Here is a 16660-nt window from a genome sequence, read left to right on the forward strand (position 1 = left end):
GCGATGCTCGGCGCCTTCCTGAAACGCCTGCTGCCGGCGCTCGCCGCCGGGATGGCGCTGGTGGGCTTGCTGCCCTCCGGCGCCCACGCCGCTGAAAAAACAGATATATATCAAACTACTAGTGACAGCTGGAAACCGAACGAAGACGATCGATGGCTGTTCGACCTGCGCTCGGGCCAATATCGGCTCGGCGACGGCGTGCGGGGTTATCAGACGCCGCAGGGGCTGTGCGTCGATCTTGCCGATGTCGTGCTCGCACTCGATCTCGCGGTGCGCGTCGACCGCAAGTTGCGCCGCGCAACCGGCTGGGTGCTCGACGAGCGCCGCACCTTCCTGATCGACCGCGACGCGGGCGAAGTGCGCGCGGGCAGCGAGCGCTTCCGGATCGGCGCGAATATGATCCGCGACACGGCGGCGGGGTGGTGCGTCGACCTTGCCAGTCTGTCGAAATGGATCGGGGTGCCGATCAGCGCCGACCTGTCGAATGCTGTTCTGCGCATCGATTCGAAGGAAAAGCTGCCGTTCCAGCTCGCCGCCGAGCGCCGCGCGCGCGCTGCGACGATTCGTCCGCAGACGCGCTTCGACCTCGCCAGCCTGCCGCAAGCGCCGCGACCCTACCGAATGTGGAGCACGCCGTCGCTCGACGTTGTCGCTTCGGCAGGCGTGGTGTCCGACAAGCAGGGCGGCTCTTCGACGCAGGCGCGTTACGAAATCTTCGCTGCCGGCGAATTGCTCAAGCAGAGCTTCGATGCGCGCCTCTCGTCCGACGACAAGGGCGTCCCCGACAGCCTGCGCCTGCGGCTCTATCGCACCGATCCCACCGGCCAGCTTCTCGGCCCGCTCCACGCGACGCATTATGCGGTCGGCGATGTCAGCCTGCTGTCGACGGGAATCGTCGCCCAGTCGGTGCCGGGCCGTGGCGCGGTGCTGACCAATCGCCCCGTCGAACGCCCCGACGCGTTCGACAAGACCGATTTCCGCGGCGATCTACCCGCCGGATGGGACGCCGAACTCTATCGCAACGGTCAGTTGCTGGCCTTTACCAGCCCCAATGGCGACGGCCGCTACGAATTTCTGGGCGTCCCACTGCAATATGGATCGAACCGGTTCGAGATCGTCCTTTATGGCCCGCAGGGGCAAGTGCGCCGCGAAATCCGGCAATTGCAGGTCGGGCTGGATTCGATCCCGCCGCAAAAGACCTGGTATTGGGCCGGGATTGCCCAGGACGATACCGACCTGATCGAGTTCGGCGGGCCGCGCGGCGGCGCCTTCCGGCGCGGCTGGCGCGGTTCGGCGGGGATCGAGCGCGGCCTCGATACGCGCACCTCGATCGCCGCCTATTTCCACAGTCTGCTGATCGAGAATGTCCGCCGCAACTATGGCGAGGCGGCGCTGCGCCGTTCGATCGGCCCGACCTTGCTCGAGTTTGGCGTTGCCTATGCCGACGACGGCGGCCACGCGCTGCGGGCAAGCTGGCTCGCCGGCTTTGGCGAAACCTATATCCGTGCCGACGCGATGCGCGGTTGGGGCGGTTTTGTTTCGGACCGTTTCATCAACAATATCAACGGCCTCTATTCGGTGTCGATCGACCAGTCGGTAAAATTGGGACAGGCGGTGCTGCCGTTGCACGTCGATGTGGCGAAGATCGACCGGACCTCGGGCGTTTCGAGCATCGAGGCCTCGGGACGCGCCTCGGCGAGTTTCCGCACCATGACGCTGACCGGGCAGATCGACTGGTCGCGATCGGATGTGCCCTATGGCCCCGACCCGCCTGACAATCTGACCGCCACGCTGCTCGCCAATGCGCGCATCGGGCGCGTCCGTCTGCGCGGTGAGGCGCGCTTTGCGCTGGCGGGATCGAACGCCGATTCGCGCCTGACCGCGATTGCCGAATGGTCGGGCAAGCGCGACGCCGAATGGCGCGCCGAACTGGGCTATGACAAGGGGCTCGACCGCGCGCGCGCCGGGATTGGCTACACGCGGCGTTTCGACAAGTTTCAGCTTTCGGGCTTCGGCGAAGTGGCGAGCGACGGATCGGTCGCGGCGTCGCTGTCGCTTGCCTTCAGCTTCGGGCCGCGCAGCCGGGCCGATGGCGGCGGCGGGGGCTGGCGCGTGTCGAGCGAAAAGCTCGCAAGCCGCGGCCAGGTGCTCGCCGAAGTGTGGATGGACGATAATGGCGACGGTATCCGCCAGCCGGGCGAAGCGGCGGTCGCCGACGTCCCGCTGACCGCGGGTAATGGCTATGTCGATAGCGCAACCGCGAAGGATGGCCGTGCCACGATCGACGGTCTCGAACCCTTTCGTCCGGTGATGATCGGCATCGATGCCGGAAGCCTGCCCGACCCCTATATCCAGCCCGCACTGCCCGGTGTGGTCGTCACGCCGCGGCCCGGCGTCGCGACGCATGTTGCGCTGCCGCTGACCGCGGCCGGCGAAATCGAAGGCGTCGCGATGCGCGACGGCGGCAATGCGATCGAGGGATTGCAGCTCGAGCTGGTCGATGCAGAAGGACGGGTGCGCGCAACCACTCTGACCGAGTTCGACGGATATTTCCTTTTTGAAAGCGTGGCTTACGGACGCTACACGGTGCGGATAGCGAAAGCATCGGCGGCCGCTCTGCGGCTCGATGCCGCATTTGCGCTATCCGCGGTCCCGGGCAAGCAGACGCCGCGCGTTCGGCTCGGAACGCTGGCGCTGAAGCCGCTGGCGCGCGCGCTGGCGGGCGGGGACGCCGCCGGCGGGGGACAGGGCGGCGCGCGGGCACCGCCCGACGACGCGAAAGCAAGCGGCGGCTAAAGTCCTGATCCTGCTTTGGGGGTGACGGGGCGTCCTCAGCCGAGGCGATGTTCGCCCTTCACCCAGCGCACGGTGCCCGACGATGCGCGCATCACCACGGTTTCAGTGGTCAAGATGCCGCCGCGGCGATGCTTGACGCCGCGCAGAAGCGAGCCGTCGGTGACGCCGGTTGCGGCGAAGATTACATCGCCCTTGGCCAGATCTTCGAGGTCGTAGACGCGGTCGAGATCTTCGATTCCCCATTTTTTCGCGCGCAGCCGCTCGTCGTCGTTGCGGAAAAGCAGGCGGCCCTTGAACTGGCCACCGACGCAGCGCAGCGCCGCCGCGGCGAGCACACCTTCGGGCGCGCCGCCCGATCCCATATAGATATCGACATTGGTTTCGGGATTGGTCGTAGCGATCACGCCCGCGACGTCGCCGTCCGGGATCAGCGCGACGCCGCAGCCGATCGCGCGCAGTTCGGCGATGATCGCTTCATGGCGGGGGCGGTCGAGGACGCAGACGATGATGTCGGCCGGCGCGCACCCTTTTTCGCGGGCCACCGCTTCGACATTTTCGCGCACGCTATTGTCGAAATTAACGATCCCGGGCGAATAGCCGGGACCGACCGCAAGCTTGTCCATATAGACGTCGGGGGCGTTGAGCAGGCAGCCTTCTTCGGCGATCGCGAGCACTGCGAGCGCGTTGGGGCCGGCCTTGGCGGTGATCGTGGTGCCTTCGAGCGGGTCGACCGCAATGTCGATCTTCGGGCCCTTGCCAGGCGCATTGCCGACCTTTTCGCCGATAAAGAGCATCGGTGCTTCGTCGCGTTCGCCTTCGCCGATCACGATCGTGCCGTCCATATAGAGCGTGTTGAAAGCGTTGCGCATCGCCTCTACGGCGGCGGCATCGGCCGCCTTTTCGTCGCCGCGGCCGATCAGCTTGGCGGCAGCGATCGCCGCGGCTTCGGTGACGCGCACCATTTCGAGCACCAGGACCCGGTCGAGGTTGCTACCGTCACTTTTTGCCATCGGCTCACATCTCCGTCTTTACTTGCTCCGCCCCATCGGCATGCTGGGCGCCATATGGTCGTGCGCCCCGCTTGTCGAGATCGCTTCGCCCGATTCGGGGGCGTGATTGCGCTGACGTGCGTCATTGGCATGACAGCGCCGCCGCTCGCCGCTCAGGATGCGTCGCCGCCGCCCGCGCAGGACGCCGAGGGTGCGATCGCGCGCAGCCGGGTGCTGCCCGACCCCGTGCGCCGCTGCGGTCCGATCAAGGCTGGCGAGATTCTGGTGTGCGGCTCCGATACCGACCGCAATCGCCTGTCGCCCGAACTGCGCGCCATCGCCGGGGTGGGTCAGGATGCATCGCCGCAAATCCCGCGGGCCGAGGCGAAGGCGATGAGCCTCGACAAGCTGCCCTATAACTGGATGCCGATCGGCGGGCGGTACAAGCCCGGCCCCGAATATAACCCGCTTTACGAGATGGCGAAGCGCGCGACCGATCCCGAAGCGGGAATCCCCGCGCTGCCCGAGGAGCCCTAGGCAAACACCTCGACCGTGGTGCGATCTTCGGAGGCGCGGTAGAGACCTGCGGGAACGAGCAGCAGCATCAGGAAATAGGCCGCCCAGAACAGCAGCCACCCCATACTCATCGCCGTTTCGGCGAAACTGCCGGGCGCGCTGTTGAACAGAATGAAAAGATGCGGTGCGAGCAGCGCCAGCGTCAGCAGGCCGGACAGGACGTAGATGGCAAGATAGAGCCCGAGGAGACGCGGCCATGCCGTTCGCGTGCGGCGCCAGGATTCGGCAAAGGCCGATACCGGCTCGAGCCGCCCGCCCGCCGCCATCACCGGTCCGACGAGACAGAATCGCGCATAAATCCACGAGCCGAGCAGCGCCGAAACGATATAGCGGAAGATCACAAGGGCGATTCCATAGCTCTGAACAGACTGAAATGCCGCGAGCAGCAGGATCGGTAGCGACAGGATGATTCCGACGCCGAAATAGAGGATGATATTGACCACCAGATAGGCCGCGCCGGCGACGAGCCCGTACATGATCTCCGAAATATAGCCCTCGCGGATCTCGGCGAGCAGCGCATTCCATGCCGCGAGCAGCGCGCCGCTTACGATCAGGCTGACGATGCCCAGAAGATAGAGCGGCCCGGTGATCGATCCGCTGACGCGATAGGTCCAGGGATCGGCAGCGATGGCGACGAGGGTGCGCAGATCGAAGATCGGCTCGCTCGACAGCAGCAGAAAGGGCAGCACGACGCCGAGCCCGACATAGGTCAGCAGCGCTTGCCAATACTGCCGGGCCAGCGCGCGTGCTTCGGCCAAGCCCTCCCGGATCGCTAAGTCCATGTCTGTCCCCCCATTCCCCTCAGCGAGAGCTAACAGGGGGATTTGCGAATGCAAGCGGGGTCAGAGCGCCAGGATCGGCATATGCATTGGCGTACCGATGACATGATCCGATGCTGCAAGCGCCGCGAGCGCCGCGGCGACGGCGCGGCCCGGACCTTCGTGCGTGACGAGCGCGATCAGCACGCCGCCCTCGGCATCGTCGCCGCGCTGGATGAAGCTTTCGATCGAAACGCCGGCGTCGCGCATAGCGGTCGCGATCTCGGCAAGGACGCCGATCCGGTCCTCGACGATCAGGCGGACATAATGTTTGCCGACGCGCGCGCCCGCATCGGCGGCGGGGGCGGCATCAAGCGCATCGACCGGCATCGCGAAGGCGGGGCCATATTCGTCGCGCGCGATGTCGATGATGTCGGCGACGATCGCCGATGCCGTCGGCCCCGCGCCCGCGCCCGCGCCTTCGAAAAAGAGTCGGCCGACGAAATTGCCCTCGGCGACGACGGCATTGAGCGCGCCGGGGACATAGGCGAGCGGATGGTCGGCGGGGACGAGGCACGGCTGGACATGTTGATAGAGACCGCCTTCGTCGCGTTCGGCCATACCGATCAGGCGGACGCGGTGGCCGAGCGCGGCGGCCTCGCGAATGTCGGCGGCGATCAGGCCGCGGATGCCCTCGGCGGTCACCGTGTCGATGTCGAGCCGGGTGCCGAAGCAGAGCGCGGCGAGGATCGACAATTTGTGTGCGGCGTCGATCCCGTCGACGTCGAAGGTCGGGTCGGCCTCGGCATAGCCTTCGGCCTGGGCCGCGGCGAGGGCGTCGGCGAAGCTCGCGCCCTCGCGCTCCATCAGCGTCAGGATATAATTGCAGGTGCCGTTTAGGATGCCATAGACGCGGGCGATCTGGTTCGCCGAGGCGCCTTCGCGGATCGCCTTGATGACCGGGATGCCGCCCGCGACGGCGGCTTCATATTTGAGCGGCGTGTCCTGCGCCTCGGCGATCTGCGCGAGATCGAGCCCATGATGCGCGATCATCGCCTTGTTCGCGGTGACGAGCGCCTTGCCCGCGCCCAGCGCCTGGCGGGCGAGCGTCAGCGCAGGGCCGTCGGCGCCGCCGACCATCTCGACCACGACGTCGACATCGTCGGATTCGACCAGCGCCGCCATATCGTCTTCCCAGCGATAGGGCGACAGATCGACGCCGCGATCCTTCTGGCGGTCGCGCGCGGAGACGGCGACGATCTCGACCGCGCGGCCGGCGCGGCGTGCGATCAGGGCGCGATTCGCCTCGAGCAACCGGACGACACCGCCGCCGACGACGCCGATACCGGCGAGCGCGACACGCAGCGGCGGGCGCGGGGTGGCGGGGGCGGGCTGAGGCGACATGCAGGCACTCCTTGGCAGGGCGGGCCGGAGCCCGCATTCGCCTGCGCCCCTATCGGCTTTTCGCCCGGAAACAAGGCCCCGCGTTGCCGCAGGCCCGGCAGTTTGGCCGGGTCAGAGGCCTGGCGGCGGTGTGCGGGTGCGCGTGCATTGACCGAGCGCGCCAAGGACGACGGCATAATCGGCGGCCGCTTTCTTGCGGTCTTCGGGAGCGGTGCCGCCGAGTTTGCTGAGCGGCAGGCTTCGCGGCAAGCCGCAGGCCAGGCGATACCAGCCGAGCGTGTTCTGGCGCGGAATCGGCGCGCTTTCGTCGACGATCTCGCCGAAGGCGGCCGACCAGCGGCGCGACCCGTCGGCGGCGGTCAGGACGGTGATCGACACCGGCTCGCCGGTCTTGGTGTCGAGGAACAGCTGCGTCTCGCCCTCGCCGGGCAGTGTGCCGGGGACGTGGAAACCGTTGGCGATTCCGGTAATCGCGGGCGGGGCGCCGGGCTTGACCAGCTCGGTCAGGATCGCGCGCAGCTGCGATTCGGTCGCAGCGTCCCAAGGCAATTGGGCGTCGGGCGCGATCAGCTGGACGCTGCCGGTGCTGCTGCTCCCCGCTGCCGCGCCCGCCACCGGGCGGGCAAAAAGCAGCACGGGCTGCTTCTTTTTGAGCTTCTGCGGCTTGCCTTTTGCGTCGAGCGGAAGGTCGACAAGATAGCTGATCCGCGCCGCCAACGGCCCCGATCCGCGAATCAGGCTGACCACATCGGCCTCGACATAGAATCGCGCAAAGCCCGCCGCGAGCCCCGGTGCGCGTTCGGCCTTAAGCAGCGCCGTGCTGTAGACACGCGCTTCGATCACCATCGGGGCAACTGTCGCCAGATCGGCGAGATCGGCATAGCTCCAGGGGCTTTCGGTACCCGCGGCGGGTGTCGGAGTTTGGGCGTAAGCATTTGAAAAACAATTAGTAAACAAAGCAATGCCGGCCACGGCAGCCAGGGCGAGGGCGCGCATATTCAATCCACCTTCTGTTCTATCCTGCCTCGAAAGGCGGCCAATTGCCCATCATGGACAAGTGCACATTAACCGCTGATAAAGGGTTTGCGAACTTCTCGCCACCGCGATAGGACGAGCGGTGAAGCGTCCGGCACAAACAGAACAAGCCGGTTGCTAAGCCATCGGGTCTGCGGAGCGCATCGGAAAATATCCGGGCAATTGGCAACCGAACCCGATGGTGCGGATTTGGTGTCAGGATGATCTAGCAAGGAGCGTCGTCCCTGAATGGCTTATGGTGATAATGTCGACCCTAAAAACAGGGTAGTGGCAATTGTCTTGGTGGGCTTGCTGACGGCAGTGCTGGGCTACGGCCTGGTGAACGGCCTGAATATCAGCATCGTCAAGAAAATTGCCGAAAAATTGGACGTGGTGGACGTCGAAGAGCCGCCGCCGCCGGAGGAGCCGCCGCCGCCGCCGCCGCCGGATAACAAGCTGCCGCCGCCGCCGCCGGTCGTGACGCCTCCGTCGCCGATCCCGCCGCCGAGCACCGCGAACCAGATCCAGTCGGTTCCGACGCCGCCGCCGGCGCCGCCGCCGCAGGTCTATACGCCGCCCGCGCCGCCGGCTCCGCCGCCGACCCCCGACATGTCGAAGGGAGCGTCGCCGAAGGGGTCTCCGGGCCGCTGGGTGACGAACGACGACTATCCGCCGAGCGCGCAGCGTCAGGAACGCGAAGGGACGACGGGTTTCCGTCTGACCATTGGCACTGACGGCAAGCCCACCGGCTGTTCGGTCACTTCGTCCAGCGGTCACTCCGACCTCGACGATGCAGCGTGCAAGCTGCTGATGCGCCGCGCGAAATTCGCTCCGGCCGTCGATCGGAACGGCAATCCCACGACGGGTAGCTGGTCGAGCCGCTTTACCTGGAAGATCGACCGCTAAGCGCCGTTTTTCCTGAATTTTCCGGCAGCAATGCCGACCCCCGGTTTAGATTTTTTGAGAGGGAATATCGAAATGTTCAATCTGATTGCGAACGCCGCTGCTGCGGCTGGTGCCCATGATGTCGGGATGAGCCTCATGCCCGCGTCGATGTGCGTCAAGAAAGAGGGCGAGAACCCCTATGGTCTCGTCCCGGCGCTGTGCGAAGGCGGTATCGTGTCGCAGATCACCTTCCTCGTCCTGCTGATCATGTTCATCGGCACGCTGTACATCCTGTTCACCAAGCTGTTCGAACAGAATAAGGTGATCAACCAGGGCAAGGCAGTCGACGCGAACTTCTGGCGTGCGCCGACCCTCGCTGAAGGTATGAACAAGCTCGAAAAGAACAGCGCCTATCGTCAGGTCGTCGAAGACGGTCTGCGCGCCAACGAAGAGCATAACAAGCTGACCGACCCGGTCGAAGCGCATGACTGGATGCACGGCACGCTCGAGCGTTCGCAGAACCACATCAACTCGAAGCTCAACGGCGGCCTCGCCTTCCTCGCGACCGTCGGTTCGACCGCGCCGTTCGTCGGTCTGTTCGGTACGGTTATCGGTATTCTTCGCGCCCTCGTGAAGATCGGTGCATCGGGCCAGGCCTCGATCGACACCGTCGCCGGCCCGGTCGGTGAAGCGCTCATCATGACCGCCATCGGTCTGATCGTCGCGGTTCCCGCGGTTCTCGCCTTCAACTGGCTCCAGAGCCGCAACAAGGCGATTGCTCGCCGTCTGTCGACCTTCTCGAACGACGTGCTCGGCTCGATCATGTCGGGCGGCCAGGTGAAGCCGGCGGTTGCCGCTGCGCCCGCCAAGGCTGCTCCCGCCGCTGCGCCGAAGAAGGCCTAAGACTCTCGCGCCCCGTCGGCCGCTCAGGCGATCGGCGGGGCCGCTGGACAGCGACAGGCGCGCTTCGGCAGGCTTTTCGCAGGTCCATGACAGTAATTTTGTGACAGGATGCTAATCCTATGGCGATGAGTGCAGGCGCAAAGGGCGAAGATGCCCCGATGTCCGACATCAACACGACGCCGCTCGTGGATATCATGCTTGTGCTTCTCATCATCTTCCTCATCACGGTTCCCGTGGTGTTGGAGACGGTGGAGCTCAAGCTGCCCGACGTCGCTTTTGAGCCGACGACGACGAAGCCCGAGAATGTGAACATCTCGGTTCGAGCGGGCGCAACCCCCGGTAGCTGCGAAGTATATTGGGGCCAGTCTCCGGTCGATTCGCGCGAATTGCTCAAGCGCGGTCAAGACAAGCTTGAAAAGCTTCTCAACGATATCGGCGGGCCCCAGAATATCACCGAAGAGAACTTCCCCGAAGTGCATATCCGCGGCGACATCAATACGCCGTACCAGTGCATCGGCGGTGTGATCTACACGATGCAATATGCCGGTTTCCAGAAGATCGGGTTCATTTCGGAACCTGCCCCTGGTTCGGCTACGCTGGGCCGCCTCTAAGGCGGTCCGCGAAGGAATGAAGGAATAGTCTCATGGCTATGGCTGTTGGGGATCGGGACGATAATGAACCGATGATGGAAATGAACACGACGCCGCTGATCGACGTCATGCTCGTTTTGCTCATCATGTTCATCATCACCATTCCGGTCCAAACCCACGCGGTGAAGATCGACCTGCCGGTTCCGACCGATTCGAAGAACAATGTCGACCCGGAAAAGAACAAGATCATGATCGACCCCGCGGGGACGGTCACGTGGAACGGCGTTCCGGTCGATCTGGCGCAGCTTTCGGATTATCTCGAGCAGACGAAGGCGCTGCCGGTTGAACCCGAACTGCAGATCCAGCCGGACCCCTACGCCCGCTATATCGTGGTCGATCGCGTCATGGCGGTCGTAAAGCGTAGCGGCGTCGGCAAGCTCGGCTTCGTCGGTAACGAACAATATGGGCGCGTTTTCTGATCGCTAGATCAGCGATGCGCCATTGAAGGGCCGCGGAGCGATCCGCGGCCCTTTTGCTTTGCCCGGCGTGAAAGCGCTTGGCGCGGCAGCTTCGACGGGGCATCCTGCGGGCCTGGGAACGAACGCCGCGCTGCGGCGTAGGATTTTCGCAAGCGCCGCACCGCGCCAATGATGGGGAGCCGATCCATGAAGCCTGCCGCCACTTTTCGCCCGACGATGACCGCCGCGCTGTGCGTAGCCTCGCTGCTCGCCCTTGGCGGCTGCGCCAGCGGATCAAAGGGGCCGACGACGACGATGCCCCCATCCGACGCCCATGCCCAGCTTTACGACGCCTCGGGCGCCGACCGTGGGCGCGTCGATATCTACAAGGACGGAACGGGCCTGCGCATCGAACTGGTCGCGCGCGGCTTTGCACCTGGCACATATGGCATGCATCTGCACGCCGTCGGCCAATGCACCCCGCCCGATTTCACCAGCGCCGGCCCGCACTGGAACCCGACCCATGCCCAGCATGGACGCGACAACCCGATGGGCGCCCATCACGGCGATCTGCCCAACCTCGTCGTCGAATCGGGAACGATCGGCCGAGCGACGCTGCAGGTCGTCGGCTCGCGCCTGACCGGCGAGGGCGGGCTGCTCGATGCCGACGGCGCGGCGTTCGTCATCCACGCCGGTCCCGATGATTACAAGACGGATCCGAGCGGTAACAGCGGCGGCCGCGTGGCCTGCGGCGTGATCACGGCCGGATAAGCAGCGGCATATCGGCGTTGCGCGGGCGCGGTCAGGCGGCCGCGTTCGCCGCGCGCTCGGCAATCGTCGCTTCGGCCTGCGGCACCGTGCGATAAGCATAGATCAGCAGCGCCAGCGCGATCGGCGCGACGCCGATCAGCGACAATATGCCGGTCCGCAGGTCACCCACGGGCTTGCCATCGACTATCGTGCCGGCGAGGTCCGAAATCTGCCCGACCATGTAGGGACCAAACGACAGGCCGACGAGTGTCGTGCCGAGGAAGAAGGCGGCAGTCGCCGTCCCGCGCATGCGCGGCAATACCAGATCCTGCGTGGTTGCGGCGGCCGCGCCCAGCGCTGCGGCACCGAACATGCCGGCAAGGAAGTTCATCGCATAGAAGATGAAGCTGCTTTCGGTCGTGTAGCCGATCCAGATCGGGATGATCGGCGCGACAACGCCGAATATGATCGTCAGAATGCGGCCCGCAGGATTGCGCGCGCGCAGCGCGTCGGCGATGCGGCCCCCCAGAATTACCCCGACGAACCCTGCAAGCGCACCATTGGCGCCGAGAATGAATGCCAGTTCCTGCTTGGGCAGCTTCAGCACAAGCTCGGCATAGGGCGGTGACCAGAAGGCGAGAGCATAGGCGGCAAGGCTCACCAGCCCGTAACCCAGCGTCGTGCAGATGAAGGCTGGCGTGCCCCAGATCAGACGGAAGGTCGCAGGATCGCGCGCGCGCAGCGTCGAGGCCCATGAAAAGACGGCGTAATAGCCAAGCCCGACCGCCGACCATTGCGGGAAATTGCCCGTCAGGCGAATCATCCACCACGCAAAGGCGGCGATCGCGGCGGCGAAGCCGATGTTTACCGCCAGTGCGGTCGGGCCGCGCTGTGCGGCGCCGAAAAGGGTGAAGGGCGGAACGATCGTTGACAGGTCGCGAAAGAATTCGCGGAAAGGATGGGGTGAACTGTGGCTCGCGACTCCGTCCATCGCGCCGCGCGCGGGTTCGCGCAGCGTTGCGACCCACAGCGCGACGAGCAGGCCGGGAATGCCGACGGCCAGAAATGCGCCGTGCCAGCCGACCAGCCCCATCGGCCCGCCGTTCGGCCAGGTGCGGTTCCACGCCTCGACGATCGAGGCGCCGATGAACAGCGACACGCCGCCGCCAAGGTAAAGCCCCGACGAATAGATGGCGAGCGCGGTCGCCTTCTGCCGCTTGGGGAAATAGTCGGAGATCAGCGAATAGGCGGTCGGGCTGGCGGTCGCTTCGCCGACGCCGACGCCCATGCGGGCAAAGGTCAGCGTTACCTGATTGCGTGCGAACCCCGACAGGGCGGTCATCGTCGACCAAAGTGCGAGGCCGATCGACAGCAGCTTCACGCGGTTCCAATTGTCGGCGAGGCGTCCGAGTGGGATGCCGAACAGCGCATAGAAGACCGCGAAGGCGGCACCGCCGAGGAAGCCCATGTCGGCGTCGGTCAGGCCGAGGTCGGCCTTGATGTCGACCGCAAGGATGCTGACGATCTGGCGGTCGATGAAGTTGAGGATATAGACGACGACGAGGACGCCGAGGACATACCAGCTGTATCCCGTCGCGCGCGGTTCGGTCTCCGCACTTTCGAAGCCTGTCCCCGGATCGTTGCTCGTCTCAGCCATCTGGCACCGCGCTCCCTCAGTCATTATCGTTGGCCGCCATGGCTAGCAGAGCCGCCGGGCAGCGCAAGTTGAAAACCGGTTCAACTTTGTGAAGAAGGACATGACATGACCGACGACTGGGGCGATGCGCCAGCCATCCTTTTTCTCTGCCTTGGCAATATCTGTCGCTCGCCGCTGGCGGAGGGCGCGGCGCGCGCCGCCTTTGCCGACGCCGGAATCGCGATGCGGCTCGATTCTGCGGGGACTGGCGACTGGCATCTCGGTCACCCGCCCGACGCCCGCGCGCAGGCGGAGGCGCGGCGGCATGACGTCGATATCGGCGATCTGCGCGCGCGCCAGCTCGTGCGCGGCGACTTTCACCGCTTCGATCTGATCCTGGCTGCCGACGCCGACAATCTGCGGACCGCGCGTGCGCTCGCCCCGGCGGACGCGACGGCGCGGCTGATGCTGATGCTCGATCTCGTACCCGGACGGGCGGGCGAGAGCGTGACCGATCCCTATTATGGCGCCGACGATGGCTTTGCCGAAACCTGGGCCGATGTCAGCGCGGTTGCCGCCGCGCTGGTTGCCGCGACCGGGTCGTCGAGCGGATAGCGCGCGATCGGATGATAGCGCGACCCGCCATGGCCAAGCTCGCTCTCATAAAGGGTGACATGACCGAAGACGAAGTCGGGCGTCGCCAGATCGCCGTTCAGGGCAAGAAAGGGTGCGACGGGCCCCGATCCGCGATTGAGCCGCGCCAGCGTGACATGCGGCAGAAAGGCGCGCGTCTCCTTCTCGATCCCGATGCGCGTCAGCAATTGGTCGACCTTGCGGTGCAGCGCCGCGACCGGTTCGGCGGGCTCAACCCCTGCCCACACCATGTGCGGCCGCCCATGACGCTCGAACAGGCTGACCCCCGCGATGCGTGCGGCGATGGCGGGGGCGTGCAACGCGCCGAGCGCCGCGGCGACATCCTCGGCCCGGTGGTGATCGACTTCACCGATGAAGCGCAAGGTCAGGTGAAGCTGATCGTCATCCTGCCAGCGTGCGCCCGAAATGCCATGCATTGCTGCGATCAGCCGGGCGCGAATCGGCCGCGGCGGGCGCAGGGCGACGAACAGGCGGTGCGTGGACATGGTGCGCCCCGTCATAGGGCTTTTGCACCGCGCGCGACAGCGCCGAAGGCGCCCGGACCGGTTTCGCTTGAAACGGAGGGCGAAAATACTGATATTGGGAGTACGGCCGGTATGGGCTGGCCGGTGATGGAGATTTGAAAATGGCTAATTGGAACGACCCCAATATGGCGGCGTCCGGCTTTCCTGGCAGCGCGAGCGCGATGGATCAGGCCGTCGATGCCGGCCTGCGGTCGTACATGCTGTCGGTCTATAACTATATGGGCTCGGGCGTGCTGCTTACCGGCATCGTCGCGATGCTCGCCTATTCGACGGGTTTCACCCTGTCGCTGATCGGCAGCCCGCTGATGTGGGTTGTCATGCTCGCACCGCTCGCTTTCGTGATGGTGCTCAGCTTCGGGATCAACAAGCTGTCGACCGGCGCGGCGCAGGCGCTGTTCTGGGGCTATGCGGCGATCATGGGTCTGTCGATGTCGACGATCTTCCTCGCCTTCACCCAGACCTCGATCGCGACGACCTTCTTCGCGACCGCAGCGGCTTTTCTCGGTCTCAGCCTCTATGGCTACACGACCAAGAAGGATCTGTCGGGTTTCGGCACTTTCCTGATCATGGGCGTCGTCGGCATCCTCGTTGCGATGTTGATCAACCTCTTCGTGCAGTCGACCGCGCTCAACCTCGCGATCAGCGTGATTGGCGTGCTGCTGTTCGCCGGCCTCACCGCCTATGACACGCAGAAGATCAAGAGCATGTATTTCTATGTCCGCGGTACCGACTTCGTCGGCAAGTCGGTGGTGATGGGCGCGCTGACGCTCTACCTCGACTTCGTGAACATGTTCACCTTCCTGCTCAACCTGATGGGCAGCCGCGACTAAGCGGCGGCGCATCGGAACGGCAAAGGCCCGGCGGAGCGATCCGCCGGGCCTTTTCGTTTGGAGCGTGCACCAATCGGCGCGTGGTCAGGCGGGAATGAAGCGGAGCGCGGCGCCGTTCATGCAATAGCGCTTGCCGGTCGGCTTCGGCCCGTCGTCGAAGACATGACCCAGGTGGCCGCCGCAGCGCCGGCAATGCACCTCGGTCCGCGGATAGCCGAGCTCATGATCGACCGACGTTGCGATCGCGCCCGGCAGCGGCGCCCAGAAACTCGGCCAGCCGGTGCCGCTGTCATATTTGGTCTTGCTCGAATACAGCGGCAGCGCGCAGCCCGCGCAGGCAAAGGTGCCGGCGCGATGCTCCTTGTTGAGCGGGCTGGTGTAGGGGCGCTCGGTCGCGGCCTCCCGCAGCACCGCATATTGCGTCGCGGAGAGGCGCTTTTTCCACTCGGCATCGGTGAGGCGCCAGCCCGGCTGTGCCAGCGGGCGCTTGCCGGGCTTGGCGAAGAGCATCGGCGCGGCAATCATCGCGCCGCCCAAGGCGAGACCGGAAAGCAGATAACGACGTTCGATCATGGCAGGCTCCTCTGCCTTCTAGATACGATGCCGGTCTGCTCCCGGTTTCAACGCCGCGTCAATATTTCTCGAGCACCACGGGCAGGTGGCGATAGCCGTGGACGAAGCAGGCGTTCACCCGGTCGGGTTCCCCGACCACATTCACGCGCAGCCGCCGCCGCTGCATTTCGGAGATCAGCGCGGTAAGCTGAAGCTCAGCGACGCGTGCGCCGACGCAGCGGTGGATGCCGTAACCGAAGGCGAGGTGGCGCCGCGCATTTTCGCGGTCGACGATGATCCGGTCGCCGTCGGGGAAGATGCTCTCGTCACGGTTCGCCGACGCGTACCACAGCGCGATCTTGTCGCGCTTCTTGATCTGGTGCCCGAACAATTCGGTGTCTTCGGTCGCGGTGCGGCGCATGTGGGCCAGCGGGGTCTGCCAGCGGATGATCTCGTGCATCGCGTTGACCGCGAGTTCGGGATCGTGATTTGCCTCCAGCTTCGCGCGCTCCTCGGGGAAAAGATGGAGGCCGTAGGCGTAGGCCGACATCGAATTGCGCGTCGTGTCATTGCCTCCGACGATCAGCAGGATGAGGTTGCCCATGAATTCTTCATGGCTCATGTGGCTCATCGCATCCGACTGGAGCATGATCGAAATCAGGTCGTGCGTACCGGGATTCTGCGCCTTGCGGTCCCACAATTCCTTGAACGCGGCGCCCATTTCGAATGCGATCGCGAGACGGGCCTGGCGTTCTTCGAGGGTATTGAAACTTTCGATGTCGCCGAGCGCGTCGGACCAGGCAGTCAGCTTGTGGCGTTCTTCAAAGGGAAAGTCGAACAGGATGGCGAGCATCTGCGTCGTCAGTTCGATCGACAGTTTTTCGACCCAGTCGAATGTTTCGCCGATCGGCAGCGAATCGAGCACTTCGCTTGTCCGGCGCAGCGTGTCGGCGCGCATCCGTTCGATTTCGGAGGGGCCGAAGGCCGGGGCGACGGTGCGGCGCTGCGCCGTGTGCTGCGGCGGGTCCATCGCGATGAACATCGGCATCGGGATTTCGCCCTCCTGCAGATGTTCGATGCCGTCGCCTGCGACGGTGATGCCGCCATATTCCCACGAGGAGGAGAATATCTTGGGCAGCGCCTCGATATGCTGGATCGGCTTGTAGGTCGTCACCGACCAATAGGGACCGAATTTCGAATCGTCGCAATAATAGATCGGCGATTCGGCGCGCAGCTGCGCCATCGGCTGCTGCCAGCGATCCTCGCGCCACATGTCGGCGCGGCTGACGTCGAGCGGATTGACGGTTTCGGGTTCGACGCGAATCTGGGTGGCCATTGGGG

At 65.1% G+C, this 16660-nt stretch carries 17 protein-coding genes; 9 read left to right on the forward strand and 8 right to left on the reverse strand.

Annotated elements, in window-relative coordinates:
- Nucleotides 1-3 precede the first annotated feature (3 nt).
- Nucleotides 4-2796 carry a carboxypeptidase regulatory-like domain-containing protein gene (locus L0963_RS15630; protein ID WP_186401468.1) on the forward strand — a complete coding sequence of 931 codons (2793 nt, stop codon included), beginning with the start codon at nt 4-6 and terminating at the stop codon, nt 2794-2796.
- Nucleotides 2797-2831: 35 nt separating this feature from the next.
- On the opposite strand, the gene glpX is transcribed toward L0963_RS15630, so the two are convergent.
- Nucleotides 2832-3806 (reverse strand): class II fructose-bisphosphatase, encoded by a 975-nt coding sequence (gene glpX, locus L0963_RS15635; RefSeq protein ID WP_062901417.1) that lies wholly within the window; start codon nt 3804-3806, stop codon nt 2832-2834.
- A 129-nt stretch (nt 3807-3935) separates the two neighbouring features.
- On the opposite strand from glpX, the gene L0963_RS15640 reads away from it, so the two are divergent.
- The gene (locus L0963_RS15640; RefSeq protein ID WP_234180464.1) at nt 3936-4322 is read left to right on the forward strand and encodes a hypothetical protein; all 387 of its coding nucleotides are present in this window, start codon (nt 3936-3938) and stop codon (nt 4320-4322) included.
- On the opposite strand, the gene L0963_RS15645 is transcribed toward L0963_RS15640, so the two are convergent.
- The 3 genes from L0963_RS15645 to L0963_RS15655 form a co-directional block, all read right to left on the reverse strand.
- The gene (locus L0963_RS15645) at nt 4319-5143 is read right to left on the reverse strand and encodes a hypothetical protein (RefSeq protein ID WP_234180466.1); all 825 of its coding nucleotides are present in this window, start codon (nt 5141-5143) and stop codon (nt 4319-4321) included. The genes L0963_RS15640 and L0963_RS15645 overlap by 4 nt on opposite strands.
- A gap of 60 nt (nt 5144-5203) precedes the next feature.
- Complete coding sequence (locus L0963_RS15650; protein ID WP_062901420.1) at nt 5204-6523, reverse strand: homoserine dehydrogenase; 1320 nt, start codon at nt 6521-6523, stop codon at nt 5204-5206.
- A gap of 111 nt (nt 6524-6634) precedes the next feature.
- Nucleotides 6635-7369 carry a hypothetical protein gene (locus tag L0963_RS15655; RefSeq protein WP_234180468.1) on the reverse strand — a complete coding sequence of 245 codons (735 nt, stop codon included), beginning with the start codon at nt 7367-7369 and terminating at the stop codon, nt 6635-6637.
- 417 nt (nt 7370-7786) lie between these two features.
- Here L0963_RS15655 and L0963_RS15660 point away from each other — a divergent pair, with 417 nt between their 5' ends.
- The 5 genes from L0963_RS15660 to L0963_RS15680 all read left to right on the forward strand — a co-directional run bounded on the left by L0963_RS15660 (nt 7787) and on the right by L0963_RS15680 (nt 11144).
- Nucleotides 7787-8443, forward strand: coding sequence for an energy transducer TonB (locus L0963_RS15660; protein ID WP_062901422.1), 657 nt, complete (start codon nt 7787-7789; stop codon nt 8441-8443).
- A 126-nt stretch (nt 8444-8569) separates the two neighbouring features.
- A complete protein-coding gene (locus L0963_RS15665) occupies nt 8570-9325 on the forward strand; it encodes a MotA/TolQ/ExbB proton channel family protein (RefSeq protein WP_051066368.1) in 756 nt (251 codons plus the stop codon).
- Between the two features lie 119 nt (nt 9326-9444).
- A complete protein-coding gene (locus tag L0963_RS15670; protein ID WP_062901423.1) occupies nt 9445-9936 on the forward strand; it encodes an ExbD/TolR family protein in 492 nt (163 codons plus the stop codon).
- 32 nt (nt 9937-9968) lie between these two features.
- Entirely contained in the window at nt 9969-10394 is a 426-nt protein-coding gene (locus L0963_RS15675; protein ID WP_062901424.1) for an ExbD/TolR family protein, read from the forward strand.
- A gap of 186 nt (nt 10395-10580) precedes the next feature.
- The gene (locus L0963_RS15680; RefSeq protein WP_062903070.1) at nt 10581-11144 is read left to right on the forward strand and encodes a superoxide dismutase family protein; all 564 of its coding nucleotides are present in this window, start codon (nt 10581-10583) and stop codon (nt 11142-11144) included.
- Nucleotides 11145-11175: 31 nt separating this feature from the next.
- Here L0963_RS15680 and L0963_RS15685 read toward each other — a convergent pair whose 3' ends face one another.
- Entirely contained in the window at nt 11176-12780 is a 1605-nt protein-coding gene (locus L0963_RS15685; protein WP_217372898.1) for a spinster family MFS transporter, read from the reverse strand.
- A gap of 105 nt (nt 12781-12885) precedes the next feature.
- On the opposite strand from L0963_RS15685, the gene L0963_RS15690 reads away from it, so the two are divergent.
- Complete coding sequence (locus L0963_RS15690) at nt 12886-13374, forward strand: low molecular weight protein-tyrosine-phosphatase (protein WP_217372897.1); 489 nt, start codon at nt 12886-12888, stop codon at nt 13372-13374.
- Here the strand turns inward: L0963_RS15690 and thpR are convergent.
- Nucleotides 13281-13898: an RNA 2',3'-cyclic phosphodiesterase gene (gene thpR, locus L0963_RS15695; RefSeq protein WP_062903071.1), complete on the reverse strand. Its 618-nt coding sequence runs from the start codon at nt 13896-13898 to the stop codon at nt 13281-13283. The genes L0963_RS15690 and thpR overlap by 94 nt on opposite strands.
- 140 nt (nt 13899-14038) lie before the next feature.
- On the opposite strand from thpR, the gene L0963_RS15700 reads away from it, so the two are divergent.
- Entirely contained in the window at nt 14039-14767 is a 729-nt protein-coding gene (locus L0963_RS15700) for a Bax inhibitor-1/YccA family protein (RefSeq protein ID WP_003042056.1), read from the forward strand.
- 84 nt (nt 14768-14851) lie between these two features.
- On the opposite strand, the gene msrB is transcribed toward L0963_RS15700, so the two are convergent.
- The gene (gene msrB / locus L0963_RS15705; protein WP_186401475.1) at nt 14852-15340 is read right to left on the reverse strand and encodes a peptide-methionine (R)-S-oxide reductase MsrB; all 489 of its coding nucleotides are present in this window, start codon (nt 15338-15340) and stop codon (nt 14852-14854) included.
- A 58-nt stretch (nt 15341-15398) separates the two neighbouring features.
- The gene (locus L0963_RS15710) at nt 15399-16655 is read right to left on the reverse strand and encodes a cytochrome P450 (protein WP_003042048.1); all 1257 of its coding nucleotides are present in this window, start codon (nt 16653-16655) and stop codon (nt 15399-15401) included.
- Nucleotides 16656-16660: the final 5 nt, after the last annotated feature.

Origin of the sequence: Sphingopyxis sp. NFH-91 (assembly GCF_021401285.1) — a bacterium.
In the GTDB taxonomy this organism is placed as follows: domain Bacteria; phylum Pseudomonadota; class Alphaproteobacteria; order Sphingomonadales; family Sphingomonadaceae; genus Sphingopyxis; species Sphingopyxis terrae_A.

Bases quoted from the DNA above. Each gene is read 5' to 3' on its own strand.
- L0963_RS15630 (WP_186401468.1), top strand. From the start codon at position 4: ATGCTCGGCGCCTTCCTGAAACGCCTGCTGCCGGCGCTCGCCGCCGGG.
- glpX (WP_062901417.1), bottom strand. From the start codon at position 3,806: ATGGCAAAAAGTGACGGTAGCAACCTCGACCGGGTCCTGGTGCTCGAA.
- L0963_RS15640 (WP_234180464.1), top strand. From the start codon at position 3,936: ATGACAGCGCCGCCGCTCGCCGCTCAGGATGCGTCGCCGCCGCCCGCG.
- L0963_RS15645 (WP_234180466.1), bottom strand. From the start codon at position 5,143: ATGGACTTAGCGATCCGGGAGGGCTTGGCCGAAGCACGCGCGCTGGCC.
- L0963_RS15650 (WP_062901420.1), bottom strand. From the start codon at position 6,523: ATGTCGCCTCAGCCCGCCCCCGCCACCCCGCGCCCGCCGCTGCGTGTC.
- L0963_RS15655 (WP_234180468.1), bottom strand. From the start codon at position 7,369: ATGGTGATCGAAGCGCGTGTCTACAGCACGGCGCTGCTTAAGGCCGAA.
- L0963_RS15660 (WP_062901422.1), top strand. From the start codon at position 7,787: ATGGCTTATGGTGATAATGTCGACCCTAAAAACAGGGTAGTGGCAATT.
- L0963_RS15665 (WP_051066368.1), top strand. From the start codon at position 8,570: ATGAGCCTCATGCCCGCGTCGATGTGCGTCAAGAAAGAGGGCGAGAAC.
- L0963_RS15670 (WP_062901423.1), top strand. From the start codon at position 9,445: ATGGCGATGAGTGCAGGCGCAAAGGGCGAAGATGCCCCGATGTCCGAC.
- L0963_RS15675 (WP_062901424.1), top strand. From the start codon at position 9,969: ATGGCTATGGCTGTTGGGGATCGGGACGATAATGAACCGATGATGGAA.
- L0963_RS15680 (WP_062903070.1), top strand. From the start codon at position 10,581: ATGAAGCCTGCCGCCACTTTTCGCCCGACGATGACCGCCGCGCTGTGC.
- L0963_RS15685 (WP_217372898.1), bottom strand. From the start codon at position 12,780: ATGGCTGAGACGAGCAACGATCCGGGGACAGGCTTCGAAAGTGCGGAG.
- L0963_RS15690 (WP_217372897.1), top strand. From the start codon at position 12,886: ATGACCGACGACTGGGGCGATGCGCCAGCCATCCTTTTTCTCTGCCTT.
- thpR (WP_062903071.1), bottom strand. From the start codon at position 13,898: ATGTCCACGCACCGCCTGTTCGTCGCCCTGCGCCCGCCGCGGCCGATT.
- L0963_RS15700 (WP_003042056.1), top strand. From the start codon at position 14,039: ATGGCTAATTGGAACGACCCCAATATGGCGGCGTCCGGCTTTCCTGGC.
- msrB (WP_186401475.1), bottom strand. From the start codon at position 15,340: ATGATCGAACGTCGTTATCTGCTTTCCGGTCTCGCCTTGGGCGGCGCG.
- L0963_RS15710 (WP_003042048.1), bottom strand. From the start codon at position 16,655: ATGGCCACCCAGATTCGCGTCGAACCCGAAACCGTCAATCCGCTCGAC.